The sequence below is a fragment of the Bradyrhizobium sp. F1.4.3 genome (genome assembly GCF_040548375.1).
In the GTDB taxonomy this organism is placed as follows: domain Bacteria; phylum Pseudomonadota; class Alphaproteobacteria; order Rhizobiales; family Xanthobacteraceae; genus Bradyrhizobium.
On record NZ_JBEPRN010000014.1, the window covers coordinates 36,522 to 60,461 of the forward strand.

Genomic DNA, 23,940 nt, shown 5'->3' on the forward strand with positions numbered 1-23,940 from the left:
GCCGAGACGCGGCACCGATGTCTGGTTCTGAAGTCAATGCGGACATCGCAACGCTTGCGTGCGCGAGGTGGGTTTTTCAGTAGTGCCGAGTCACCCGAAGACCAATTCTTCCATAACAACGCATACGCGAACGCAGCCGATTTGACCAAAATCTTCCTCAGTCGGTCGCGGACGAGCCGCGTTGGCTGTTATCCGGATCCACAAGTGGCAAGCTTTTCGTGCCTTGGGCGCGGCGGGCCAAGAAAGGCGCCTCGGCGCCGCGTCGATCGGCAGCGACGCTAGGCCGGTCGGGGCGAATTTGCGTTGCTTGGGTCAGATGCGCTGGCCGCGTCTTTTCCCCAGGATTTGGCCAGGACAATGAAAGGCATTTCGATCAATCTCCAAAATATCCAGGCCATCGGAGTGGTGTAGCCAACGGCCAGCAAAGAAGTGGCGAATGTGGATCGCGCGCCCGATCGAGCTCCCAAAGAAAGGCCGATCGGTGCAGCAAGTAAAAGCTGTACGAGATTGCGCCGGCGAACCGCGCAGGCGCGGTGTCAAGCACAGCGAAGAGCCGGTTCTTCTGATCGATTGCGATCAGGTAAATCAACGCTGCCGCGCCGATGCTTTCGCCAAGGATGGTTGGCGCAGTCTGTTTTCTCAGTCCGCAAAGAAGTAAGACGGTTAGGGCGAGAGCTACAGCCAGAGCGTAAAATCGCGGTTGATGCCGTCTTTGCGAGCCGAAATGCAACAAGACGCCGATGACGAAAGCATAGAGCGGGGCGAGATTGGTGAACCCGCCGAGCAGGTGAGCGTAGGGTCCCCAAAAAGAGATGGCGAACAGGACCAAACAAAGCGCGATCAGCGGTGGCGGTCCTAATCTTTGATGCACGCCAAAGCATAGAAGAATGAGTGGAGATGCCAGGCACTCCACCGTCATCGACCACATCACCCCGTTGATGTCGCTCCGGACCATCAGGGCGTTGAGGACGATATTGGTCCAACTAAACGAGGCTTCGAAGCCGACAAAAAAGTAGAGCGCGGAGAGCAGGAGAACAGTTGCCGCTGCAGCTGGCAGAAGCCGGAATATTCGGTTGCGAAAAAATCTAACAACGCCGCGCAGGCGATGGGTCTAGGCACTACGCCGATGATCGGGTTTGATCCGGTCGGCGTGTCACGTGAGTTTAGTCTCGGCGATAATGAGGTCCCGGCACTCCTCGTTGCCGTCGGCTATCCGACGGAGGCGAATTGGCCGCAGAAGCCGCGTCGGCCGATCTCGGACGTGCTCGCGTTCGCGTAACTCTTCTAACCAGCCCCGGTCGCGTTTCACACCAGCCTCGTCGAGCTCTCGGGAGATCGGTTGTGCGGTGAAGGCGGCCGGCCTGTCGCGCACGAGCGCCGGGAGCGCATCCATCGCTGCGACCGACAACCGACAAATACGTGATGGCAATCGTACAACCTTTAAATCGGTGCTGATGAGGCAAAAATGCACCTCAACCCAGAGTCCCTCAGCTTTGCGCTGTCGATTTGAGATCTCGGCAGCATCGCCCGTGCCGCCAATATCCTTGACATGAAACAAGCGATTCTGAGCCGAGAACTCACGGCCCTTGATCGCGCAGATGTCCGATTTATTCGCCCCAATATCCAAATCTACGACGCACACGTAGTCGACCTGTACCAACGGGTCTGCGCGCATTATCTCGTTGGGGTGCAGAAACAAAGTTTGCTGGCGCTCCCTAGGGGAATCGAACCCCTGTTTCAGCCTTGAGAGGGCCGCGTCCTAACCGCTAGACGAAGGGAGCGTGTGGGCTAGCCAATAACCTCGAAATTTGTCCGCCGCAAGGACCCGAACGGGCCTTTTACGGCTCATTGGCAAATTTCAGCTTTCCCGCCGGCCTCAGTGTGTGGGCGTCGAAGGTGCGGATTTCGGTGACCCCGCCGACATCGAGCGTGATCACCAGCCGGTCGCCGGCGACCCCGGTCGAGACGATTTTGGCGCCCGTCGGCAGGGTGGCGGTGACATCACTGGGCGCCTCGGGCGCCCTTCCCTCCGACTTGAAAAGGCGGTAGCCCACCGCGATCAGCACGGCGCAGATTGCCAGCGCCGTGGTCAACCCCGCGATCAGCATCATCCGCCGCACCCGCGCAAACAGCGCGGCCTGCTCGGGGCTCGGGTCGGGAACAGCGGTATCAGACGTCGTCATGGAAAGCTCAGGTTCAGCGCGGAGGTTGGAGGTCGTGGTCGGCGGCGACGAGGGCTCGGCCCGGCTCGACCGCGTGCTGGCGGCGCGCCTTCCGGACTTGTCGCGATCAAGGCTGAAAGCCCTGATTCTGGCGGGCGCGGTGAGCCTCAAGGCCGCCGCGGTCCGCGACCCCGCTTATCACGTCACTTCGGGCGATACGATCATAATCGACGTGCCGGAAGCGGCGGCGCCGGAGCCCAAGGGCGAGGACATCGCGCTCGATATCGTGTTCGAGGATGACGACATCATCGTGCTCAACAAGCCGAAGGGGCTGGTGGTGCACCCCGCGGCCGGGCACGAGACCGGGACGCTGGTGAATGCGCTGATCGCCCATTGCGGCACCTCGCTGTCGGGCATCGGCGGCGTGCGCCGGCCCGGCATCGTGCACCGGCTCGACAAGGACACCACCGGGCTGATGGTGGTCGCCAAGAACGACCTCGCGCATCAGTCGCTGACCGCGCAATTCGCCGACCACGGCCGGACAGGTGCGATGCGGCGCGGCTACATGGCGTTCGCCTGGGGTGTGCCGGGCCGCCATCGTGGCACGGTGGATGCGCCGATCGACCGCCACCCGTATGCGCGGGAGAAGATGGCGGTGCGCCAGAGCGGCCGCGAGGCCGTGACGCACTGGGAGATCTTGCAGAGTTTTGCCGGGCGCGACGGCAAGCCGATCGCGACCCTGCTCACCTGCGAGCTCGAGACCGGGCGCACCCACCAGATCCGCGTCCACCTCGCCCATATCGGCCATCCTCTGTTGGGGGACGCGGTCTATGGCCCGCATTTCAAGACCAAGGCGAACCAGCTCGGCCTCGAGTCGCAGGCCGCTTTAACGGCCCTTGGACGGCAGGCGCTGCACGCCTATCTGCTGGTATTAGAGCACCCGAGAACTGGAGAACTTCTTCACTGGGAGGCGGCTCTGCCGGAGGATTTGCTTCTCCTGGAGGGCGCTCTGAAAGCGGCGCTATGACGCGGGCGGTTTAAGAAAAGCTTGACATTACAAAAAGTTATAGCAGCCACACGGGGACGTGACGTCAGCAATCCTTCCCTTTTTGACCCCCGATAGGGTATATTGCGCCTGCGTTGAAATGACCAACGCGGAACATCGCAGCTACGACTGGCTTTAACCAAGCGGTCGTCTGCCTGGCCCGCCGCTATCGGGGGCCTGAACCTGTTTGGAGGGCGCACTATGGCCCGTACCGCTGCACTGCCGGTCCTCAATGGAGAATCCGGCCTCTCTCGCTACCTCGCCGAAATTCGCAAATTTCCGATGCTGGAACCCCAGCAGGAATACATGCTCGCCAAGCGTTGGCGTGAGCATGACGATCGCGAGGCGGCGCACCAACTCGTCACCAGCCATCTCAGGCTCGTGGCCAAGATCGCCATGGGCTATCGCGGCTACGGCTTGCCGATCTCCGAGGTCGTCTCGGAAGGCAATGTCGGCCTGATGCAGGCGGTGAAGCGTTTCGAACCCGAGAAGGGGTTCCGTCTCGCCACCTACGCCATGTGGTGGATCAAGGCGTCGATTCAAGAGTACATCCTGCGTTCATGGTCGCTCGTGAAGATGGGCACCACCGCGAACCAGAAGAAGCTGTTCTTCAACCTGCGCAAGGCGAAGAGCAAGATCAACGCGCTGGACGAAGGCGATCTCCGCCCGGACCAGGTGAAGATCATTGCCAAGCGTCTCGGCGTCACCGATCAGGACGTGATCGACATGAACCGCCGCCTCGGTGGCGACGCGTCGCTCAACGCACCGATCCGGGACGACGGCGAAGCCGGCGAATGGCAGGACTGGCTGGTCGACAATACGCCCAACCAGGAAGCCATGATGGCCGAGCACGAGGAGTATGATCACCGCCGTGACGCCCTCAACGGCGCCATGGGCGTGCTCAACCCGCGCGAACGCCGCATCTTCGAGGCACGCCGCCTCGCCGATGACCCGATGACGCTGGAAGACCTTGCTGCCGAGTTCGGCGTATCGCGCGAGCGCGTCCGCCAGATCGAGGTCCGCGCCTTCGAGAAGGTGCAGTCCGCGGTCAAGGGCACGATCGCAAGGGCAGAACAAGCCGCGCTGGAAGCCGCGCACTAAGCGCGGTTTCGCTAGCGCCAGAGAATGGCGGATCGAGAAGAGACAGAAAGCCGGCGGCAACGCCGGCTTTTTTGTTGGGTGGAGAAGTGCGGCACTTCCGGAGGCGCCAGCCGGACCCGCCCTTGAACCCTTGCTGCCGGTCAACCGACCAAAAAACATCGGACCGACAACATCAAGCGAACGGACACGCCCCGTGTCGATCATCCTGCAATCCACCGTCGGCGGCTTCTCCGCCCAGTTCATGCGCAAGCTGCCGCTGGTCGAACAGGCGATGCGCGAGCACGGGCTCGATCCCGCCGAGTTCGTGATCTCGAAGGACAATGCGTCGACCGCGACGGTGCCGTTCGTCGGGCCCTTCTTCTACGATTACAGCGTGTTCTTCGGCGACGACCAGTTCACCGTCACCGAGCCGAACGACATGGTGTTTCTGGACTACTTCTTCAAACGCGTGCTGGCGGCCGACGAGCCGCCGGAATTGCCGCGGCGGCCGGGATTGATGCAGCGGTTGTTCGGGTGGATGACGCAGCCGGTGTAACCCCTCTCGTCATTCCGGGGCGCAACGAAGTCGCGAGCTATGATGCGCAATTGCGCATCTGAGAATCCATCAGGCGACAGCGTTGGTGGATGAATGGATTCCGGGCTCGCGCTGCGCGCGCCCCGGAATGACAGATCTCTACTCACCCCACTGCCGCGCCAGCGTCGCGAGCGCGCAGCCTTCGCAATAGCGCGCGTCCTTGTAGTCGATCCAGTTGTGCGCATAGACGTGATCGAGCGGGATGCCGTAGCGCGCGCGCAGGACCTGCACGAGGATCTTCCACGCCGCGACCTGCGCCGCGGTCGGGCCCGTCGTGACATCGGGATAGTTGCCGGCGAACTCGACGCCGATCGAGTTGTCGCGCACGACCTGATGGTAGGTCGGCTTGTTGTCGATGTATTTGTTGTCGTCGCGGTTGGCGCCGTCGGTATGGGTTGGCACCAGGTTTTCCGCGACCGACCAATAGACCGTGCCGTCGGTCTCGACCCAGACCATCACGCCGCGCCGGGTCGGGTTCTTGAACTGCGCCTCGGCGCCGCCGCGCGCCGAGCCCGTTGGCCCCTCGGTCTGGTGCACGATGATGTTGCGCCACGCATGCGCCTGCTCGACGTCACCCCACGGCGCGAGCCAGACGATCTTCAGGCCGCGAATGTCGGGCGTGCCGGAGGCGCGCGCGAGCTTGGCGAGCTCGGCATCGGTTGCGGCGGCGGGAGCGATCAGGGCAATAGCGGCGAGAACCGCCGCGACCAGGCGAGACATCATCATGCGGGGTCCAATGCGGATCCCAACCTAGCATGGCCTCAGGCGAATTTGCGGGCGGCCTCGACCCGTCCGGGCGGCTCGGGCGAGAGCGGCGGAGCCGGATCGTAGACCGCAAAATCGTTCTTGCCGTTCTTCTTGGCGGCATAGAGGGCGTGATCGGCGTGCGCGATCAGCCGGTCCGGGAATTGACCGATGCTGCGATCCCATTCCGCAACGCCGATCGAAATCGCAATCGGGATGTCCTTGGCCGTGCAGGCTGCCGCATCCTGGCGGCAGACCTCCAGCACGCGGCGGGCGATCAGCGCGCCTTCGCGCAAGGAGGACGACGGCAGCACGACGCAGAACTCGTCGCCGCCGGTGCGGGCGAGCATGTCGCCCGGCCGCAGCCGCGTCTGCGCCATCAGGGTGAAGTGCTGGAGGCAGGCATCGCCCGCGGCGTGTCCGTGGGTGTCGTTGATGGTCTTGAAGCCGTCGAGGTCGATCACCAGCAGCGAGAACGGCTCGCCGCTGCGCTCCGAGCGGGCGCATTCCTCGGTCAGGCGCTGCAACAGATGGCGGCGGTTGGCGACGCCGGTGAGATCGTCGAGCAGCGCGAGGTCGGCGACCTCGTTGCGCAGCCGGTCCATCGCCATCAAGAGGAAGCCGAAATTGAGCGTCATCGACAGGAACAGGAGCCCCAGCACCATAACGGCGTGGGACTGGCTGCCGGCGACCGAGGAGAAATCGCCGCCGAGCAGATTGCCCGCAGTACGAGCCGCAAGGATCGCGATGATGGTGATGATCACAATGCCGGACAGCCGGGCGCCGGGACTGACGCGGCCTTCCGGCGGCAAGAGCAGGAGGCGCAGCGACAGCAGCAGCGGCAGAGCCTGACCGAGCGTGTAGCTGAGCATGCGCAGCTGCATGTGGTCGAAGACGATCTTGAAGAACACGACACCACTGAGGCTCAGGATCCCCGTCGCGACCATGACACGCCAGGTTACCGGCCGGTCGTAGAAGCGCTGAATGCCCACGGCAGCAAGGCAGCTCGCCGCGATGATGCCGGCAGCTCCGAACAGAAGCGGCACAGGAGAGTCGACGAACAGGCGGACCAGCGCCGTCATCGCGCCCGCCGCACCGACGAAGGCCGATGCCATCCAGAACCGCGCCGCCTCGAATTTCGGATAGGAGCGCGTCACATAGGCCCAGATCAGGCCGAGCGCCAGGAAGTTGACGACGAAGACGGTCCAAAGCGTCGGTACGTTCAGCATGGCGACCGCGGCACGCGCAGCGTCCCGCCCTCCATATCCGGCTGCCGTTCGTCCATGACCTGCCCCCGTGTTCTTGCGGGAGACAATGCGCGGTTCGCGCTTAACGGAATCTCACCACGATGTTCTAAAGCGCGCCTTTGGTTTTGGATTCATGAACGGCGCGCGCCGATTGTCGGATCGTTAGGCATGTCGCGGCGTGCATGGGCGGTGGTGCCGTGGCGTGCTGCGATGCGGATTCGCGGACAAAAAGCAGCCAAAAATGCATCTGAGCTGTGGATAACGTAATGACATGGATATGACAGTGCGGGGCAGGCGCCCGCGAATCTGCTGAGTTTGTCAGCGAGGATGTTGCGAGGCTGGCCCTCCGCCGAGCATCCCTCGTGTCGCGTTCCACCATTAACCCTTGAGAGGATATTATGGCTAAGAAAGCGAAGAAGGCGGCGAAGAAGAAGGCGAAAAAGGCCAAGAAGGCGAAGAAGAAGTAACGCAGCTTCTATTTCTTTTGCCCGGGTGGAGCCTCGCTCCTCCCGGGCTTCGGGTCAGGTTGAATGAGTTTGAAGGTGGCGGGCGCGAGGCCCGCTTTTTTACTGGCGCCTTGTCGCGACCCGCTCCGCTCTCTCACTCCCTCGCCCCGCTCGCGCTGAGAGGGTGGGGTGAGAGGCGCTTCCATAAAGACGGTGACAGTCGGACTCGCGGAGAGTCCCCCTCACCCGGATTGCATCTTCGATGCAATCCGGCCTCTCCCCGCAGGCGGGGAGAGGCGAAGCAGCTATCTTTCCGCGAACGCCAGCTTGGCGCCGAGTAAGGCAAAGCCCGCCGCAAAGCTGCGGCGCAGCCAGGCCATCACGCGGGGACGGGAGATGACGCGTTCGCGCACCGATGCCGCGCAGAGGCCGTAGACGACGAACACCGCAAAGGTCATCGCCATGAAGGCGCCGCTCAATTCCAGCATCCGCGCCAGCACATGCGCCTCATCCGCCGCGATGAACTGCGGCAGGAAGGCGAGGAAGAAGATCGAGAGTTTTGGGTTGAGGATGTTGATCAGGAAGCCTGTGACGATGACGCGGCCGCTCGAGCGCTCCTTGATCTCGCGGTCGACCGAAAGCGCCCCGGTCTCGCGCAGCGCCTGCCAGGACATATAGAGCAAGTAGAGTACGCCGCACCATTTCAGCGCGGCAAAAGCGAGCGCGCTGGTGTGGAGCACGGCGGCCAGGCCCAGCATCGCCGCCGTCATATGCGGCACGATCCCGAGCGTGCAGCCGAAGGCGGCAGCTAAGCTGGCGCGGGAGCCGCGCGTGAGCGCCGCGGCCAAGGTGTAGAGCACGCCGGTCCCGGGGGACACGACGACGATGAGCGAGGTGAGCAGGAAGGACAGGGTCATGAGCAGACCCTATCACCGCGCCTCCTGGCAAGAAAGCCAGTAACGCGGATGATGCGTCAGGACAGTTGCGCGAGCTCGGCCTCGCGCAGCACGTCGAGCGGTGCCCATGGCTTGGCCCAGAACTTTGCGCCGTCAGGCAAGGCCTGCGCCAGAGGCCGACCGGAGGTGACGACGACGTCGAGCTTCGGATTGCGGTCCTTGGCGACATGCGCCAGTTCGACCCCGTTCATGCGACCGGCGAGTTGCACGTCGGTCATCATCAGGCACAGCACACCCGCGCTCTTTTCAAGCACGAGCTCGGCGGCCTCGGCACTCTCGCACTGGATCACCAGGTAGCCGCTCTCTTCCAGCAGGAGACTTAGCATCTCCCGCTGCATGGCATCGTCCTCAACAATCAACGCGGTCGCTTGATATGGCTGTGACTGTCCCATTGGACTGCTCCATAAATGCTCGCATCCGCTCAACTAACGTAGGTTAAGGACACAGGGCGCGATATGGTTCAGTTCCAAACTGAAAATATGTACAGATTAGCTCCGATTTCGCGATTGAGGCAGCCAGCGTGACTGTGATTCGCGGCGCGATCGCCTCACGTCTCCGGCGCGCGAGTCTCTCCATTGGCCCCAGCTTGACCGGGGCATCCAGCTCGCCGCGGCTTCTCCGTATCCTTCACCGCCTCTGGATACTGGATCACCGCTTTCGCGGGTGATGACACTGCGTGTATGGCTTGAGCGCGGCGTCTCTCAGACTCTCATCACTGCCCCACCAGCCGGTCGGCAAAATACCCGATCGTCTTGCGGTAGATCAGCGCCCTGTTCCACTCGCGCATCGCCTCGAAATTGGCGGTGCCCTCGCCGTAAGGCGCTCCCATCTTGAAGCCGTTGGTGTGGAGCAGATTCGCGGTCGAGGCGAGCACGTCGGGGACGCTGTGGCGGAGGTCGACGCGGCCGTCGCCGTCGAAGTCGACGCCGTAATTGACGTAGGACGACGGCAGGAACTGGGTCTGGCCGATCTCGCCGGCATAGGCGCCGATGAGATCGCGCAGCGGCAGATCGCCGCGTTGCACGATCTTGAGCGCGGCGAGCAGTTCGCCCTGGAACAGCTCGGTGCGGCGGCAGTCATGCGCCAGCGTCGCCAGCGTGCGGATCACCGGCAGCTTGCCGATATCGCCCTTGCCGAAATCGCTCTCCAGGCCCCAGATCGCGACCAGTATCTGCCGCGGCACGCCGAACTGCTGCTCGATGCGCGAGAGCAGCGCGGCGTGACGCTGAAGCAGCGCGCGGCCGCCATTGATGCGGCCGGGGCCGACGCGGGTCGAGACATACTGCTCAAAGCTCTTGTTGAAAGTGTAGCGCTGGCGCCGGTCGAAGGCGAGCACGGCGCCGTCCTCGGTGATCCCGCTGAAGGCCGCGCTGGTCGTGCTCGCCGAGACGCCGGCGGCCTGCGCTTCCGACGTCATGCTGGCGACAAAGCTGTTGAAGTCGCCGCCGCAGCGCGCGGCCTCGGCCGGCCCGCCAGCCAGCGAGAGGATGAAGGCGGCGGCCGAGGCGTATCTCAACATGCGGGAAAATCCTCAAAATCTTGCACGAAACAGCACGCGATCATGCCCGGGAACAGGAGTCCCGTCAAAGCGGCAAATCCCGCCAGAACCGATCGCTGCGTGCGTGCGACTAAAGAGTTGCGCTCGCCTCATCCCCAACCGATCGAGATGACCACGCCCATTCCGCGCCGGATGTTTGCTGTCCTCGCGTTGCTCTCGCTCCACGCCGTTACTTGCTTGGCTGCGACACCGATGCCTGCGGCGTTGGTGGAGCAATGGATTCTCAGATGCGCAATTGCGCATCATAGCTCGCGACGTCGTCGCGCCCCGGAGTGACAGCGAAACTGACGCGGCACACGCGCAACATGAAGTGTGCATCGCAAAGACGGAACGCATCTGCATGCACCGGATGAGACCTTCTGCACGCGCGCCGGACCGAGATGCACATCAACGCGCTCTCACACGTAGCGCGATGGCTCTCGCTGCATTGCGAGAGCAGAAAATGAACAAAGTATTTCGGCTATCCAAACATCTCGTTCAGGAACGTACGGGAACCGGCGACGACGTTCGCCGCATATCTGATCCGCTCGCGGCGACATCAACGCGATGACAATTTATCTTGCCAGCGCATGGCGCAAGTTATAGCGTTCTATTTTAGGTTGTTGCCCTGCCAGCCCCGGGCGACGCTGAAGACCCAAAATAAACGGCGGGCTTTCTCGGCCCGCCGTTTATTGACGCAGGGTCGGCATCGGACCACACGAGGCGATTGACGCTTCGATCGGGCGAGCGGATTTCGGCAAATAGTTGCGCAGAGAGCTCCCGGATCAGCGCTGGCAGCCCTCAAAGTCATTTGACTGTAGCGCACTTATCGACGACAAGCCGGCCATGGCCAAAAAACCCGGAACCAATCCGAAGGGCGAGTTCGCCTTTTTCAACGTCCTCTATGAGGACGGCTCCCAGCGCTCCAACCGGCGCGTGCCCGCGGAATTGCTCGGAGGCCTCGAGGGCGATGAGCCCGCCCGCGGCTTCATCATGGAGCAGGACCGCGAGATCGGCGAGAAAGCCGGCCGCCCGCCGCTGGCGATCAAGAGTATCGACCGGGTCGGCGCGAAGAGGAAATAGGCTGCGCCCGCGCAATACGCGAAGCGTCGGCACAAACAAGAACGGCGGGCCTCGGCCCGCCGCTTTCGTGTGGATAGCTGCCCGGATTGCCTCCGGGCATGCCTGAATCAGTTGTCCAAAAAGCTCCGCAGCTTCCTTGACCGCGACGGATGCTTCAGCTTCCGCAGCGCCTTGGCTTCGATCTGGCGGATGCGCTCGCGGGTGACCGAGAACTGCTGGCCGACTTCTTCCAGCGTGTGGTCGGTGTTCATGCCGATGCCGAAGCGCATGCGCAGCACGCGCTCTTCGCGCGGGGTGAGGGAAGCCAGCACGCGGGTGGTGGTCTCGCGCAGGTTCGACTGGATCGCGGCGTCGATCGGCAGGATCGCGTTCTTGTCCTCGATGAAATCGCCGAGATGCGAATCCTCTTCGTCACCGACGGGCGTTTCCAGCGACAGCGGCTCCTTGGCGATCTTGAGGACCTTGCGGACCTTCTCCAAGGGCATGCCGAGCTTTTCGGCCAGCTCTTCCGGGGTCGGCTCGCGGCCGATCTCGTTGAGCATCTGCCGCGAGGTGCGCACGATCTTGTTGATCGTCTCGATCATGTGCACGGGGATGCGGATAGTGCGCGCCTGGTCGGCGATCGAACGGGTGATCGCCTGCCGGATCCACCAGGTGGCGTAGGTGGAGAACTTGTAGCCGCGGCGGTACTCGAACTTGTCGACGGCCTTCATCAGGCCGATGTTGCCTTCCTGGATCAGGTCGAGGAACTGGAGGCCGCGGTTGGTGTACTTCTTGGCGATCGAGATCACGAGACGGAGGTTGGCTTCCACCATCTCCTTCTTGGCCTGGCGGGCTTCGCGCTCGCCCTTTTGCACGGAGTGCACGATCTTGCGGAACTCGACGATCTCCAAGCCGGTCAGCGCGGCGAGCTGATGAACCTCGTGACGCAGGTCCTTGATGCGGTCCTTCTCATGATGGACGAAATTCTTCCAGCCCTTTGCCGAAAGCTTCGAGACACGGTTGAGCCAGCGCGGATCGAGCTCCGAACCGGTGTAGTTACGCAGGAAGTCCTCGCGCGCCACGCCATGGCTGTCGGCAAGGCGCATCAGGCGGCCCTCGTGCGAGACGAGGCGCTTGTTGATGTCGTAGAGCTGCTCGACGAGTGAGTCGATACGCGCCTGGTTCAGGCGCAGCGACTTCACCTCGACGATGATCTCGTCCTTCAGCTTCTTGTACTTGCGCTCCTGGTGCGGCGAGAGCGACTCGTTCTGGAGCTGGTTCTGGATGTCCTGTTCCTGAAGCTTGCGCAGCTTCTTGTAGCTGTCGGCGATCTTGTCGAAGATCTCGACGACCTTCGGCTTGAGTTCGGCCTCGATGGCCGCAAGCGACATCTGGTTCTCGAACTCGTCGTCGTCCATGTCGGACTCGGCGGCGGACTCGGCCGGATCCTTTTCCTCGCCGGCTTCGGCGCCACCGGCACCAGGCTGCGCGGCGCGGAACGGGGTCGGCGACGGCGGCGCAGCGGGGGGAGCAACATGCGCGGGCGCACCGACTGCCGCAGCAGCCTGGCCGCCTTCAGCGGGCGCTTCGCCGTTCTCGCCGTTGGGACCGCCGATCATCGCAGTGTTCATGCCGGCCTTGGCATCGGGCCCGGCATAGGTCGCTTCGAGATCGATGATGTCGCGAAGGAAGATCTTTCCTTCGTTCAATTCGTCGCGCCAGATGATGATGGCCTGGAAGGTCAGCGGGCTTTCGCAGAGGCCCGCGATCATCGCCTCACGGCCGGCCTCGATGCGCTTCGCAATCGCGATTTCACCTTCGCGGGACAACAGCTCGACGGTGCCCATCTCGCGCAGATACATGCGCACGGGATCGTCGGTGCGCTCGCCCGGCTCGCTCTTCTTGACCTCGGTGACGGCCTTCTGGGTGACCTCGACGAGCTCGTTGTCGGTCTCGTCCTCGCCGCCCTCGTCCTTGTCGTCCTCGGCCTCGCTATCGTCGGCCTCGGTGACGTTGATGCCCATGTCCGAGAGCATGGACATGATGTCCTCGATCTGCTCGGGCGAGGTCTGGTCGGACGGCAAAACTTCGTTGAGCTGATCGAAGGTCACGAAGCCGCGCTTCTTGGCCTGCTTGATCATCTTCTTCACTGCCGCGTCGGACAGATCGAGCAACGGCGAGGGCGCGTCCTGGGAATCCTTCTCCGGAGCATCCGCTGCCTTGTCGTCTTTTTCCTTGTCCTTCGCCTGCAGCGTCTTTGCCTTGGTGGCCATCCATTGCTCCTAAACGCGTTTCACACAGACGTTCGCCGCGCCTGCCTGAAATCGCTTGAACCTGTTGCTCGACGCTCTCGCTTCGTCAGATCTCGACACGGAAAGGGCGGCGCGAACATCTGATCGCCACCCCCAACTTTCTCTCGCCGGATTTGCCTAACGCTTCGTGAGCACCTTTGTCGCAGCGGATGCAGGTGAAGTGCCAACAGCTATTGCGCGGATTCATTCCTGACGCGTCTGTTCTGCCTGCGGCCGCCTGGGGGCCAAAGTGCTACAAGACCGTTAAGCCTCGATTAACCCTGTTTTTGCCGCCAAACCTTGGATTTGGCGAGTCTTTTAGCGGTGCCTAGCCCGGCCGTCCGCATGATTCTTTCATCACACGCTCTTCTGGAACCGGCCCGACAGCTCGCCAAAACCCTCGATCAGGGCCTCGGTGCCGTCGACTTCGCCTATCCGAGCCTTGACGTCACGCAGCCACGCCAAATTGGCCTCGCTGGGGTCCTCCCCCAAGGCCAGCTCGGCGTCCTTCAACTCTCTAAGTAGTGAATGGTATTGCCGATGCAAGGCAACGAGCTGATGCCAAGTGGAAAGAACGTCATCCCTCGCCGCACCCTCGCGGGCCCCCCACACGGCTTGCGTCGTGATGCCGTTCTCAACTCTTTGAAGAAGCTGTGAAAATCCGCCCTTCTCGATGTCGGATCGCATCTTCTCGGCCTGCTCACCAGGGTCCGGGCTGTGGTGATGATCGTTGGCGAAGGCGGCGATGATGCCGGCCCGGAGCTTGTGAGCCTCGGGATGGGCGAACTCCAGGGCGGCCACCTCCTCGAGGTGGTCGTGCAGCAGCCAGGGGTGATTGATCAGGATTTGCAGGATCAGGGCTTCGCGGCGGGAAATGGCGCTGCGCTGGCCCCGCATGATCGGGCTTGCCGCCAGTTGAGGGCTCGCCGCCTGGTAGGGGCCGGAAGGGAGCTGGACCGGACCAGGACCGCCGCGGCGGCCTTGGCCGCCAAATCCCTGGCCGCCGAATCGATTCGCCTGTCCACCGCCGCGAGGCTGGAACGGGCGCCCCGCGGCGCCTGAGCGGAAATTGCCGCGGCCGGCAAAGCCGCCGCGTCCACCCTCGGGCGCAAAGGTGCGCTGGAGCCGCTCGGCAAGATCCTGGCGATAATAGCGCCGCACCACCTCGTCGCGGATGCCGTTGGAGAGCTCCTTGATGCGCGCCTCCAGCGCGGCGCGGCGCTCGGGCGTGGCAAAATTGCCGCCTTCGAGCTCCCGCGACCAGAGCATATCGGCGAGCGGGCGCGCCGCCGCGATCACCTCTTCGATCGCACCACGGCCGCCGGAGCGCACGAGATCGTCGGGGTCCTGCCCTTCCGGCAGCAACGCGAAGCGCAGGCTCTTTCCCGGTGCGAGGAATGGCAGCGCGAGGTCGGCGGCGCGATAGGCAGCTTTCTGCCCAGCTTTGTCGCCGTCGAAGCAGAGGATCGGCTCGTCCGCCATCTTCCAGAGCAGCGCGAGCTGGTTTTCGGTCAGCGCCGTGCCGAGCGGCGCGACGCTGCCTGCAAAGCCCGCGGTAACCATGGCGATGACATCGACATAGCCTTCGACCACGATCAGCGCCGCGCCGTTGTGAGATGCGGCGCGCGCGGTCTGGTGATTGTAGAGATTGTCGCCCTTGTGGAAGAGCGGCGTTTCCGGCGAGTTCAGATATTTTGCCGCAACGTCCTTCTCCAGCGCGCGCCCGCCAAAGGCGATGACACGGCCGCGCAGATCGGTGATCGGAAACATCACGCGATCACGGAAGCGGTCGTAGGGTACGGGAATGCCGTCGCCGGCAACGAGCAAGCCGGTCTCGACCATGTCGTCGACGGAAACGCCGAGCTTGCCGAGATGCTCCTTCAGCGCAAAGCGGTCTAGCGACGCATAGCCGAGACGGAACTGCAATTGCGTCGCCGGCGAGAGCGCGCGATCGGCGAGATAGCCGCGCGCCTTGGCGCCGAGGCGGGAGGCCAGCGTCTCCGCGAAAAACTTCGCCGCGAGATCCATGACGTCATGCAGCGACTTGCGCCGCTGCTCGTGCCGCGCTGCATCGGGCGTCACCGCCGGCAGCGGCAGCCCCGCCATGTTCGCCAGCCGCTCCACGGCCTCGGCGAACGGCAGGCCGTCGGTCTCCATCACGAAGGTGATGATGTCGCCGTGGTTGCCGGAGGAGAAGTCGTGGTAAAACCCCTTCTGGTCGTTGACGTAGAAGGATGGCGTCTTCTCCTGCTGGAACGGCGACAAGCCCTTCCACTCCCGCCCGGCCTTCTTCAGCTTGACGCGCTTGCCCACGACCTCGGAGACCGAAAGCCGGGCACGCAGTTCGTCGAGGAATTGGGGCGTGAAGCGCATGGGCTCTGTGTAGCGCGAAACCGTATGAGTCGGGCGAAGGATCAGGGATATAGGTGCCGACCGCCTAAAAGTTAGGTTTGTCAGGATTATACGCGCTGTTCACAGCCCTCTCCGTCATTCCGGGGCGATGCGACGGGACCGCGCGGAGAGCGGCCCGGAGCATCGAGCCCGGAATCCATTTCTCCCAGCATTCGGGCGGGATTCCGGGCTCGCGCCAAGAGGCGCGCCCCGAAATGACGGTGGAGAGAGGCCTTGAACCCCGACCGGTTCCACGCTTCCATGGGCCATGTTCAGGACGTTTCGGGGCGGCCAGAGCGGGGGTTGGCGCGTCACCTCGATTTCGCCCGTGACGGGCGAGCCCCTGCCCTTCATGCCGGCGCTGTCGGTGATCGACGGGGATGCCGTCTCGTTGCCGCTGGTGCCCTCGCGCAATGCCTGGCGGCTGGTCGGCGTCCCGAGTTCGCTGCGCTACACCGAGCGCGCGGAGAAGCAGCAGCTCACAGCTATGCAGGCCGGGCTCGGCCGGCGCGAGGCCACTTCCGCCGCGCTGATCCCGATCCGCAAGTCGCAAGCCTGGTGGGAGCTGACGCAGGAGGAGCGGCGCAGTATCTTCGAGGACAAGTCGCACCACATTGCCAGCAGCCTGCGCTTCCTGCCCGCGATCGCGCGCCAGCTCTACCATTGCCGTGATCTCGGCGAGCCCTTCGACTTCCTCACCTGGTTCGAATTCGCGCCCGCGCATGCCTCGCTGTTCGAGGAGCTGGTCGCAATGCTGCGGCGGACGGAAGAGTGGACCTACGTCGATCGCGAGGTCGACGTCCGCGTGGTGAAGGAAGTGCTGTCGGCTTAGAGCATGATCCGGAAAAGTGCGCAGCGGTTTTCCGAGAAGATCATGCTCAAGAAATAACTAGTGTTCGAGGAAACGGCCGGACTCGATGCGCGGCAGGTCGGTGACGGGCCAGTTGTAGATGTAGGTCCAGGCCTTGTCGGTGGCGCCGTCCGGCACCGTCACGTCGATCAGTCTGCGCAGATATTCCGTCGGCTCCGGAAAGCCTTCGCCGCAAGCTTCATACATGTCGAGCTCACGCAGGAGCTCGTCGGGGGCGCGCAGGTGGAAGAGTTCGCCGTGGACAAGATCGGACGGTGCGTCCGACAGCAGCAATCCCGGATAATGCTTCACGAGAACGAGCCTGCCGCGGCAGGTCGCTTCACCCAGGAAATCCGCATGGCCCGCAAGCAGCCGCGCCATCGGATGGTCGAAGCCGCGCATCAGGGTGCCGTAGACGAAGAGACGATCGGAGGTCATGGCGGGTGTCTATAGCTGTGAATTATCCGGAACGACAGCGCCAAGCCGTCGTCCCGGCCCTCGCCGGGACGACGTTGGCGAGACATTACGCTCGACATCCGCTCGCGAGCGCGCAGCGCCACCTCACCCCACCTTCGCCACCTCGTCGCTCACCACCTCGAACTTCTTCAGCTCCATCCGGCCGAAGCTCGTCGAGAGTGCGACGTCGGCGGCGTCGCGCCCTGTGGCCATCAGGATGCGGCCCATGCGGGGGACGTTATGGCGGGCGTCGAAGGTGAACCATTTGCCGGAGAGCCAGGCCTGAAACCATCCGGAGAAATCCATTGGGGACGGATCCGGCGGAATGCCGATATCGCCCATGTAGCCGGTGCAATAGCGCGCGGGGATACCCATGCAGCGGCAGAAGGCGACGGCCAGATGCGCGAAGTCGCGGCAGACGCCGGTCTTCTGTTCATAGACGTCGTGCGCCGATTTCATGTGATGGGCGTGTTCGTAGCCGAAGGTGACGTGGCCGTGCACCAACTCCGTGATGGCGCAGACGCGCTCCCAACCAGGTTTCGTCTTGGCGAACAGCGACCAGGCGACGTCAGTGAGCTTGTCGGTCTCGCAATAGCGGCTCGGCATCAGATAGAGCATCAGCTCGTTCGGCAGCTCTTCGATCGGGACTTGCTGCGCGCCCGACATCACCTCGTCGGGCAGGCCGGTATCACGCACCAGCGCGCTGCCCTTCAGCGTGACGCCGCCGGCGGGCGCGACGAGGCGGCCGCACACATTGCCAAAGCCGTCGTGATAGAAGCGGATGGGAACGTCGGGCTCCGCAACCACCGTCTCCTTGCCGATGATGTCGGCCTGTCGCGAGGGGTGGATGTTGAGCATGATCACCATCGGCGTCGGCTGCGCTGCCGCGTAGGTGATCTCGAAGCCGACCTTGATCTGCATCTATAAGACCTCTGCCTCCATCTCTTCCTCGGTGTCCTGGTCGTCCGAGACCACCTTGATGGTCACGTCCATGGCTTCGAAGGCATCCCCGGAGCCGATATAGACGCCGTGCAGCGGGATCGCCTGGCGCGGATCGCGGGCGACCGCGACGCGGATGAGGTCGCGGGTGCCGACGATGCCGTTGGTCGGATCGAACTCGATCCAGCCCGCGCTCGGCAGATAGACCTGCACCCAGGCGTGCGTCGAGCCACCGCCGACGTGATGTTGCTCGATATCCTCGGGCACGAAGATGTAGCCGGAGACGAAGCGTGCGGCGAAACCGAGGTGACGCAGCGCTTCGATCATAAACAGCGCATAGTCCCGACAAGTTCCCGTGCCCGACTGCAAAGTGTCGAGCGGATGCTGCGTGCCGGGCTCATGGCGCTTGCGGTATTTGAACTGCTCGCGGATGCCGTGCGTCATGCCGCTCAGGATCTTGAAGGTCGGCGACGGCGAGTCTTCGTCGAGGAAGCCGCGCGCCCACTCCGCGATCTCGCCGTCGGGATCGGCATATTGCGGCGTGATGTACTGGACGAGATCGGGAAACTCCTCGTCGTCGTAGACGAAGGGATAGAAATAGGCTGCATCGTCCGGCGTCAGCGCGAACTCCTCCACCGGATTGTGCTCGACGGTGACGTGCCAGTCGAAGGTCAGCGTGTCCGCGCGCTCGTCGAAATTGGCGATCGCAACCGAATTGCCGAACACGTCGTGGATCCAGTGCAGCGACATCGGCGTGGGCGAGATCTCGAGCCTCGAATCGAGCACGCGCAGATCATGCCCGTCGCGCGGACGCAGCATGATGCGGTGTTCGCCGAACGCCACCGGGCGGTTGTAGCGATATTCGGTCTTGTGATGAATCGTCAGGAGCGGCATCGTGAGGCAATCATGGTGTTTTTGGGCGGGCCAATCTATAGCGATTCTGCCCAATTCTTGGGGCGACTGCTTTTTCCATAGGCAATCAGGATGGCTTTAGACACAGCTGAGGCGACCGATCAACTCCTCGGCGAGGGTGACATTCCGCCAGTGCATGAGGTCAATGCGGGGGGAGCATCGCCCTTCCTGCTCACCTCGGACCACTACGGGCGGGTGCTGCCCCGCGCGCTCGGCGATCTCGGCGTCGCCGAGCGCGAGCTGACGCGGCACATCGCCTGGGACATCGGGATTGCGGGAGTCGCCGAGCGGCTCTCAGAAATGCTCGATGCGCATCTGGTCGCGCAACGCTATTCGCGGCTCGTGATCGACTGCAACCGTCCGCCGGGCGCGGTGAGCTCGATCCCCGTCATCTCCGAGGCAACGGCGATTCCGCGCAACGAGGGCATTTCGGAGCATGAGCGCGAGGCGCGGCGGCGCGAGATTTTCGCGCCCTATCATGGCCGCATCGATGCCGTGATCAACGACCGCGTGCATGCGAAGCGCCCGACGGTGCTGGTGTCGCTGCACAGCTTTACGCCGGTCTATGCCGGCGTCGCCCGGCCCTGGCACATCGGCGCACTCTATAACCGCGACACGGTGCTGCCGCATCTCCTGCTCAAGCACCTGCGCAGCGAGAGCGACCTCGTCGTCGGCGATAACGAGCCCTATGCGGTGAACGACCTCACCGACTACACCATTCCCGTCCACGGCGAAGCCCGCGGCCTGATCAACACCGGCATCGAGATCCGCCAGGAGCTGATCGCGGACCAGTCCGGCCAGCAACAATGGGCGGAACGGCTGGCCAGGATCTTTGCGGAAATTGAGGTCGAGTTAAAGGCAGAGAGGCTGGTGTAGCCCTCACTTCGCCCTTGTAAGCGCCAGCCAGATTCCGCCGCCGATCATGAAGCCGCCTGAGACGCGTGACATCATGCGTGTGCGGCGGGCCGAGAAGAATTTTCGCGCGCGGCCGGCGGCCGTGGCGTAGAGCGCGTCCGTCATCGCCGCCGTCACCATGAAGGTGGCACCTAACAGGGCGACTTGCGGGAAGTGGGCGCGGTTCATGTCCATGAACTGCGGAATGAAGGCGCCGAAGAACACCAGCACTTTCGGGTTCGACAGCAGCACAAGAAAGCCCTGGAGGAAGAAGCCGCCGCGCGGCGGCGCTGGCGGCTCGTCGACCTTGACGCCTTCGACCGGCGCCCAGATCAGCCTGACGCCGAGCCAGATCAGATAGGCAGCACCAGCAAAGCGCACCCAGTCGAACCAGTAGCCCATGGTCGCCATCAGCGAGGTCAGGCCGATCGCGACGACGCCGATGACGATGGCAAGGCCAGCCTGCGCGCCGGCGACATTGGTCAGTGCCGCACGGGTGCCGTGGCGCAGGCCGTTGGCGATGACGAGCGTGACAATCGGGCCCGGCAACAGCGCGAGCGCGATGCAGGCGGCGAGGAAGGCGAGATAAGCTTGCAAGGACATCATGGCGGAGACTCGCTAAGGGCGGTTCGGGTCATTAATGCATGGCGGAGACAGGAACGGAAGCTATGACTGTCTGCAACACGCCGGCCTCAAACACCGCCGTCATACCCCGCGAAGGCGGGGGATATCCAGTACGCCGCGGCTTCTCCGTATCCCGCAACCGCCTCTGGAATACTGGATCACCCGCCTTCGCGGGTGATGACAGCGGTGGATGTGGTGCAGGTGTGCCACCATCACCTTCCATCCAGCGCAGCGGTCACCCACCGGTTCATCTCCGGTGTTTCCAGGAAAGCGAGCGCCGCGCGCTGCACGGCATTCGCCTCGCCCGCGCCCTGCGCCACCGCAACGAGCAGGTCGCAGCGGCGCGAAAGCGCGATGCCGGCGGCGGCGCGGCGCGTGCCGTCGGGCATGTCGACATCATAATGCCTGATGCGCCCCTGCATGGCGGCGATGCTCACGATCTCGCCCGGCGCGATCGCCGCGAAGCGCGGACTGATCAGGTCAATGTCGGTCACACGGTCGACCTCGTCGTCATCGGCGACGCCAGTGTCGCAATTGCAAAAGCCGCGTTTGGCGCGGACGTAGAGTTCGGCGCCGTCACAGTCGCCCACGATACAGCGGAACGCGCGGCCCGAGGGCCAGCCGTCGCGGGGAAACGGCCACGCAATCTCCTGCCAGTGCGCGGCGCGTTCTGTCTCGTATGCATGCACGCCCGACAGCGCTCCGAGAGCGATCACGGCAATCAGCATGGTCGCGGCGCGCCGCATCGTCAGTTCTTCGGCAGGCCGGCGACGGCGCGCGCGGGCCCGGTCAGTTCGAGGATATGCAGGCCCGTGTTGGCGCGATCGACGATGTAGATGTAACCGCGATCATCCGTCTCGACGTTGTTGGTCTGGATCGCAACCTTGCAGCGCTCGCCGCCCTCAATGGGAATGCAGCGTTTGTCGGTCGCCTGCGTGATCGAAGGAATGAAATAGCCGACTTCCCTGGGATGATAGGGATCGCGGATATCGAGCGCGCGCACGCCGGCATTGAAGAAGGCGATGAAGGCCATCTTCTTGTAGTAGACCGGCGCCATGCTTTCGTTCGAGGAGTGCGAGCCGAAGCGGCCGCCGCGCTGGCAGAACTGACTGCTTGCCTCCGGCACGGTGTAGCTCGAGATCATCATCGGCCGCGTCTCGGTGGTGACGTCGGCGAACCACACCATCTGCCGCGCCTCGCCGCATTCGTTCAAGATCGCCTCATCCACGATCATGACGATGTCGCGGGTCTTGCCGTCCTTGTCCTCGGCGAATTCGGCGACGGGCATGTCGAGCATCGGAAACGTCGTGTGGGCGCCGTTGAAGGCCGACATTGGCATCCGCGAAATCTCGGGATAGCGCAGATTGTCCGGCGTCGGCTCCTTACCGCCGTTCAGGAGTTTTTCGCGATCGACGATCTGCAGGATACCGCCCTTGTTGGTGCCGTAGCCGAAATAGACTCGGTTGCCCTGCGGCCCCGTCGAGATCGGCCCGTGCAGTTCGGTCGGCACCACGCCGGTTGACCCCGGCTCCTGACCGGGGAGACCGAAGTCGCGGATTTTTTGCGGATGCGCGGGATCACTGAGATCATAGACCTGCGTCATGCGCCGCGTGCGCCAGTCCGGCGCGCCCGAGACGAGATAGGCAATGCCGGTGTCGCATTCCCACCAGCTCTTGTGCGTGTCCTTCAAGCCACCGAGGCGTGTGATCAGCACGGGGCTGGCGGGATCGGCGACGTTCCAGATCTCATGCGCCTCGCTGCCGAAGGTGCGCAGCATGTAGACCGCATTGGGATCGCCCTTCGGCAACGACTTGCCATCGCAAACCCGCACCATCTGCGCGCCGCCGGATTCATACTTGCCCTCCTGCCCCGGCAGGTGCCGCAGATATTTGGGATGCGCGGGATCGGTGACGTCGACGATCGAGGTTCCGTTCGGCTCGGCTTTGCCCGTCATCGGATTGACGGGCGCGGGCACGACGTCGGTGCCGCCATGATGGCCGATATAGGCAATCCAGCGGTCGCCCTGGTGATGGATGGTCGGCTGATAGGCGCTGCGTGCCTGGAGATCGTCGGTGCCGACGAGCTTCATGTTGGAAGCTTCTGGCGGCGCGCCGATCGTCTGCTTCTCGGCGTAGGCCGTGGTGCTGCCAGCAAAAAGGACGAGGCAGGCAGCAAGTGGGACGCAACGGAACATGAAGTCCTCCCGGAACCAATCTGCGTTGGCTGAGCTTCGAGGCTAACACAGCCGGCGAGACGCGCCAAAGACACCATCTTGACATGCAACTATTTAGTTGCCTATTATCATCGCCATGGATGAAGTCTTCAAAGCGCTCGCCGACGTATCCCGACGGTCGCTGCTGGACAGGCTTCACACCAGGAACGGCCAGACGCTGAACGAACTCTGCGAGGGCCTCGCGATGACGCGTCAGGCCGTGACGAAGCACCTTGTCATTCTGGAAGAGGCCAATCTGGTCACGACCATCAGGCATGGCCGCGAGAAGCTGCATTACCTCAATCCGGTGCCGATCCATCAGATCGGCGAACGCTGGATCAAAAAATTCGAGCGTGGCAAGCTCGCCGCACTCAGCGAATTGAAACGCCAGTTGGAGAAGCGCGATGAGTAAGCCGCAATTCACCTATGTGACCTACATCGAGACCACGCCGGAAAAACTGTGGGAGGCGCTGACGTCGAGCGAATTCACCAGACAATACTGGTTCGGCGCCGAGGTCAGGTCAGACTGGAAGGTCGGCTCACCCTTCGCGCTCCTGCTCGACGGCGAGACCACCGATTCCGGTGCGATCCTCGAGGCCGATCCGCCGCGGCGGCTGTCCTACAGCTTCAAGCATCAGAAATTCGAAGAGCTGCGCGGTGAACCGATATCACGCGTCGTCTTCACCATCGAACCGTTCGGCTCGCTCGTGCGTTTAACCGTGCTACATGACGGTTTTGTCGAGGGCGGCAAGTATCTCGGCGCCATCTCCAATGGCTGGCCGGCGATCCTGTCCGGGCTCAAGAGCCTGCTGGAGAGAGGCCAAGTGCTCGCCATTCCGCGCGCGGCGCTCAAGAAGGGATTTGACGCGAAATGACCCTCGATCAGTTCAAGCCGCTCACGGTCTACACCATCTACATCGCCTCCACGCCCGAGAAGGTCTGGGAGGCGCTGACGTCGGCCGAATTCACCCGCAAATACTTCTTCGGCAATGCCGTGGAAGTCGAGCCAAGGCTCGGCGGCGCATTCATCGTTCGCACGCCCGACGGCGCCGTGCACATCAGCGGCGAGGTGCTCGCATACGACCCGCCGAAAAAGCTCTCGGTCACCTTCAACGTCAACTGGCCGGAGTTGATCGAGAAGCTCGGGCCAACCCTGGTTACCTACGACATCGAGCCGGTCGGCGACGCGGTGCGGCTCACCATGAGCGAGGGCCATGACCGGCCGCTCAGCGACGACATTCTTGCCGGCGGCCGCTCGGGCTGGCCCGCGATCCTGTCGGGGCTGAAGAGTTTGCTGGAAACAGGCAAGGCGCCGCAGATCAAGATGGCGCCACCGGCGCAAATGCTGGCGGCATTGAAGGCGATGGGGATCAGGACGCCGTAGGCACCCCGTCATTGCGAGCGAAGCGAAGCAATCCAGCAATGCATCCGCGGAGAGATTCTGGATTGCTTCGTCGCAAGAGCTCCTCGCAATGACGGCGTTTGTTGAAGCAA

The 23,940-nt window shown here is 63.3% G+C and carries 25 protein-coding genes and 1 tRNA gene; 9 read left to right on the forward strand and 17 right to left on the reverse strand.

Annotated features, from left to right (window positions below; translation table 11 throughout):
- Positions 1-373 precede the first annotated feature (373 nt).
- The 4 genes from ABIB73_RS28060 to ABIB73_RS28075 all read right to left on the reverse strand — a co-directional run bounded on the left by ABIB73_RS28060 (position 374) and on the right by ABIB73_RS28075 (position 2,183).
- The gene (locus ABIB73_RS28060; RefSeq protein ID WP_354229548.1) at positions 374-1,102 is read right to left on the reverse strand and encodes an acyltransferase family protein; all 729 of its coding nucleotides are present in this window, start codon (positions 1,100-1,102) and stop codon (positions 374-376) included.
- A gap of 51 nt (positions 1,103-1,153) precedes the next feature.
- Positions 1,154-1,675, reverse strand: coding sequence for a hypothetical protein (locus tag ABIB73_RS28065; RefSeq protein ID WP_354229260.1), 522 nt, complete (start codon positions 1,673-1,675; stop codon positions 1,154-1,156).
- Between the two features lie 31 nt (positions 1,676-1,706).
- Positions 1,707-1,781: transfer RNA gene (locus tag ABIB73_RS28070), tRNA-Glu, on the reverse strand.
- 57 nt (positions 1,782-1,838) lie between these two features.
- Positions 1,839-2,183 carry a hypothetical protein gene (locus ABIB73_RS28075; RefSeq protein ID WP_354229261.1) on the reverse strand — a complete coding sequence of 115 codons (345 nt, stop codon included), beginning with the start codon at positions 2,181-2,183 and terminating at the stop codon, positions 1,839-1,841.
- On the opposite strand from ABIB73_RS28075, the gene ABIB73_RS28080 reads away from it, so the two are divergent.
- From ABIB73_RS28080 to ABIB73_RS28090, 3 genes are all read left to right on the forward strand, one after another.
- Complete coding sequence (locus tag ABIB73_RS28080) at positions 2,182-3,189, forward strand: RluA family pseudouridine synthase (RefSeq protein WP_354229262.1); 1,008 nt, start codon at positions 2,182-2,184, stop codon at positions 3,187-3,189. The two genes, ABIB73_RS28075 and ABIB73_RS28080, sit on opposite strands and share 2 nt — an antisense overlap.
- A gap of 219 nt (positions 3,190-3,408) precedes the next feature.
- A complete protein-coding gene (gene rpoH / locus ABIB73_RS28085; RefSeq protein WP_354229263.1) occupies positions 3,409-4,308 on the forward strand; it encodes an RNA polymerase sigma factor RpoH in 900 nt (299 codons plus the stop codon).
- Positions 4,309-4,501: 193 nt separating this feature from the next.
- On the forward strand, positions 4,502-4,843 hold the full coding sequence (locus tag ABIB73_RS28090) for a hypothetical protein (RefSeq protein WP_354229264.1): 342 nt from the start codon (positions 4,502-4,504) through the stop codon (positions 4,841-4,843).
- A gap of 138 nt (positions 4,844-4,981) precedes the next feature.
- Here the strand turns inward: ABIB73_RS28090 and ABIB73_RS28095 are convergent, their stop codons facing one another.
- The 5 genes from ABIB73_RS28095 to ABIB73_RS28115 all read right to left on the reverse strand — a co-directional run bounded on the left by ABIB73_RS28095 (position 4,982) and on the right by ABIB73_RS28115 (position 9,794).
- Entirely contained in the window at positions 4,982-5,608 is a 627-nt protein-coding gene (locus ABIB73_RS28095) for a peptidoglycan recognition protein family protein (protein WP_354229266.1), read from the reverse strand.
- 35 nt (positions 5,609-5,643) lie between these two features.
- A complete protein-coding gene (locus ABIB73_RS28100) occupies positions 5,644-6,855 on the reverse strand; it encodes a GGDEF domain-containing protein (protein WP_354229268.1) in 1,212 nt (403 codons plus the stop codon).
- Positions 6,856-7,624: 769 nt separating this feature from the next.
- Positions 7,625-8,236 (reverse strand): LysE family translocator, encoded by a 612-nt coding sequence (locus ABIB73_RS28105; RefSeq protein WP_354229270.1) that lies wholly within the window; start codon positions 8,234-8,236, stop codon positions 7,625-7,627.
- Between the two features lie 56 nt (positions 8,237-8,292).
- Positions 8,293-8,667 carry a response regulator gene (locus tag ABIB73_RS28110; RefSeq protein WP_354229272.1) on the reverse strand — a complete coding sequence of 125 codons (375 nt, stop codon included), beginning with the start codon at positions 8,665-8,667 and terminating at the stop codon, positions 8,293-8,295.
- A 320-nt stretch (positions 8,668-8,987) separates the two neighbouring features.
- The gene (locus tag ABIB73_RS28115) at positions 8,988-9,794 is read right to left on the reverse strand and encodes a lytic murein transglycosylase (RefSeq protein ID WP_354229274.1); all 807 of its coding nucleotides are present in this window, start codon (positions 9,792-9,794) and stop codon (positions 8,988-8,990) included.
- Between the two features lie 864 nt (positions 9,795-10,658).
- Here ABIB73_RS28115 and ABIB73_RS28120 point away from each other — a divergent pair.
- On the forward strand, positions 10,659-10,895 hold the full coding sequence (locus ABIB73_RS28120; RefSeq protein WP_354229276.1) for a hypothetical protein: 237 nt from the start codon (positions 10,659-10,661) through the stop codon (positions 10,893-10,895).
- 107 nt (positions 10,896-11,002) lie between these two features.
- Here the strand turns inward: ABIB73_RS28120 and rpoD are convergent, their stop codons facing one another.
- Together rpoD and dnaG are read right to left on the reverse strand one after the other, a co-directional pair.
- Entirely contained in the window at positions 11,003-13,150 is a 2,148-nt protein-coding gene (gene rpoD, locus ABIB73_RS28125) for an RNA polymerase sigma factor RpoD (RefSeq protein ID WP_354229278.1), read from the reverse strand.
- A 375-nt stretch (positions 13,151-13,525) separates the two neighbouring features.
- On the reverse strand, positions 13,526-15,541 hold the full coding sequence (dnaG, locus tag ABIB73_RS28130) for a DNA primase (protein ID WP_354229279.1): 2,016 nt from the start codon (positions 15,539-15,541) through the stop codon (positions 13,526-13,528).
- A gap of 286 nt (positions 15,542-15,827) precedes the next feature.
- Here dnaG and ABIB73_RS28135 point away from each other — a divergent pair, with 286 nt between their 5' ends.
- Positions 15,828-16,391: a chlorite dismutase family protein gene (locus ABIB73_RS28135; RefSeq protein WP_354229281.1), complete on the forward strand. Its 564-nt coding sequence runs from the start codon at positions 15,828-15,830 to the stop codon at positions 16,389-16,391.
- A gap of 57 nt (positions 16,392-16,448) precedes the next feature.
- On the opposite strand, the gene ABIB73_RS28140 is transcribed toward ABIB73_RS28135, so the two are convergent.
- The 3 genes from ABIB73_RS28140 to ABIB73_RS28150 all read right to left on the reverse strand — a co-directional run bounded on the left by ABIB73_RS28140 (position 16,449) and on the right by ABIB73_RS28150 (position 18,698).
- Positions 16,449-16,847 (reverse strand): gamma-glutamylcyclotransferase family protein, encoded by a 399-nt coding sequence (locus ABIB73_RS28140; protein WP_354229283.1) that lies wholly within the window; start codon positions 16,845-16,847, stop codon positions 16,449-16,451.
- Positions 16,848-16,970: 123 nt separating this feature from the next.
- Positions 16,971-17,786, reverse strand: coding sequence for a transglutaminase-like domain-containing protein (locus tag ABIB73_RS28145; protein ID WP_354229285.1), 816 nt, complete (start codon positions 17,784-17,786; stop codon positions 16,971-16,973).
- Complete coding sequence (locus ABIB73_RS28150) at positions 17,787-18,698, reverse strand: transglutaminase family protein (protein WP_354229287.1); 912 nt, start codon at positions 18,696-18,698, stop codon at positions 17,787-17,789.
- Between the two features lie 90 nt (positions 18,699-18,788).
- Between ABIB73_RS28150 and ABIB73_RS28155 the strand changes: the two genes are divergently transcribed.
- Positions 18,789-19,592: an N-formylglutamate amidohydrolase gene (locus tag ABIB73_RS28155; protein ID WP_354229289.1), complete on the forward strand. Its 804-nt coding sequence runs from the start codon at positions 18,789-18,791 to the stop codon at positions 19,590-19,592.
- A gap of 3 nt (positions 19,593-19,595) precedes the next feature.
- Here ABIB73_RS28155 and ABIB73_RS28160 read toward each other — a convergent pair whose 3' ends face one another.
- The 3 genes from ABIB73_RS28160 to ABIB73_RS28170 all read right to left on the reverse strand — a co-directional run bounded on the left by ABIB73_RS28160 (position 19,596) and on the right by ABIB73_RS28170 (position 22,428).
- Positions 19,596-20,216: a LysE family translocator gene (locus ABIB73_RS28160; protein ID WP_354229290.1), complete on the reverse strand. Its 621-nt coding sequence runs from the start codon at positions 20,214-20,216 to the stop codon at positions 19,596-19,598.
- A gap of 230 nt (positions 20,217-20,446) precedes the next feature.
- Positions 20,447-20,980, reverse strand: coding sequence for a hypothetical protein (locus ABIB73_RS28165; protein ID WP_354229292.1), 534 nt, complete (start codon positions 20,978-20,980; stop codon positions 20,447-20,449).
- A gap of 2 nt (positions 20,981-20,982) precedes the next feature.
- A complete protein-coding gene (locus tag ABIB73_RS28170) occupies positions 20,983-22,428 on the reverse strand; it encodes an LVIVD repeat-containing protein (RefSeq protein WP_354229294.1) in 1,446 nt (481 codons plus the stop codon).
- A 115-nt stretch (positions 22,429-22,543) separates the two neighbouring features.
- Between ABIB73_RS28170 and ABIB73_RS28175 the strand changes: the two genes are divergently transcribed.
- The 3 genes from ABIB73_RS28175 to ABIB73_RS28185 are packed head-to-tail and all read left to right on the forward strand — an operon-like array spanning position 22,544 to position 23,830.
- The gene (locus tag ABIB73_RS28175) at positions 22,544-22,858 is read left to right on the forward strand and encodes an ArsR/SmtB family transcription factor (RefSeq protein WP_354229550.1); all 315 of its coding nucleotides are present in this window, start codon (positions 22,544-22,546) and stop codon (positions 22,856-22,858) included.
- Positions 22,851-23,321: an SRPBCC family protein gene (locus tag ABIB73_RS28180; RefSeq protein WP_354229296.1), complete on the forward strand. Its 471-nt coding sequence runs from the start codon at positions 22,851-22,853 to the stop codon at positions 23,319-23,321. The genes ABIB73_RS28175 and ABIB73_RS28180 overlap by 8 nt, the downstream gene beginning before the upstream one ends.
- On the forward strand, positions 23,318-23,830 hold the full coding sequence (locus ABIB73_RS28185; RefSeq protein WP_354229298.1) for an SRPBCC family protein: 513 nt from the start codon (positions 23,318-23,320) through the stop codon (positions 23,828-23,830). The genes ABIB73_RS28180 and ABIB73_RS28185 overlap by 4 nt, the downstream gene beginning before the upstream one ends.
- The last annotated feature ends 110 nt before the right edge of the window (positions 23,831-23,940 follow it).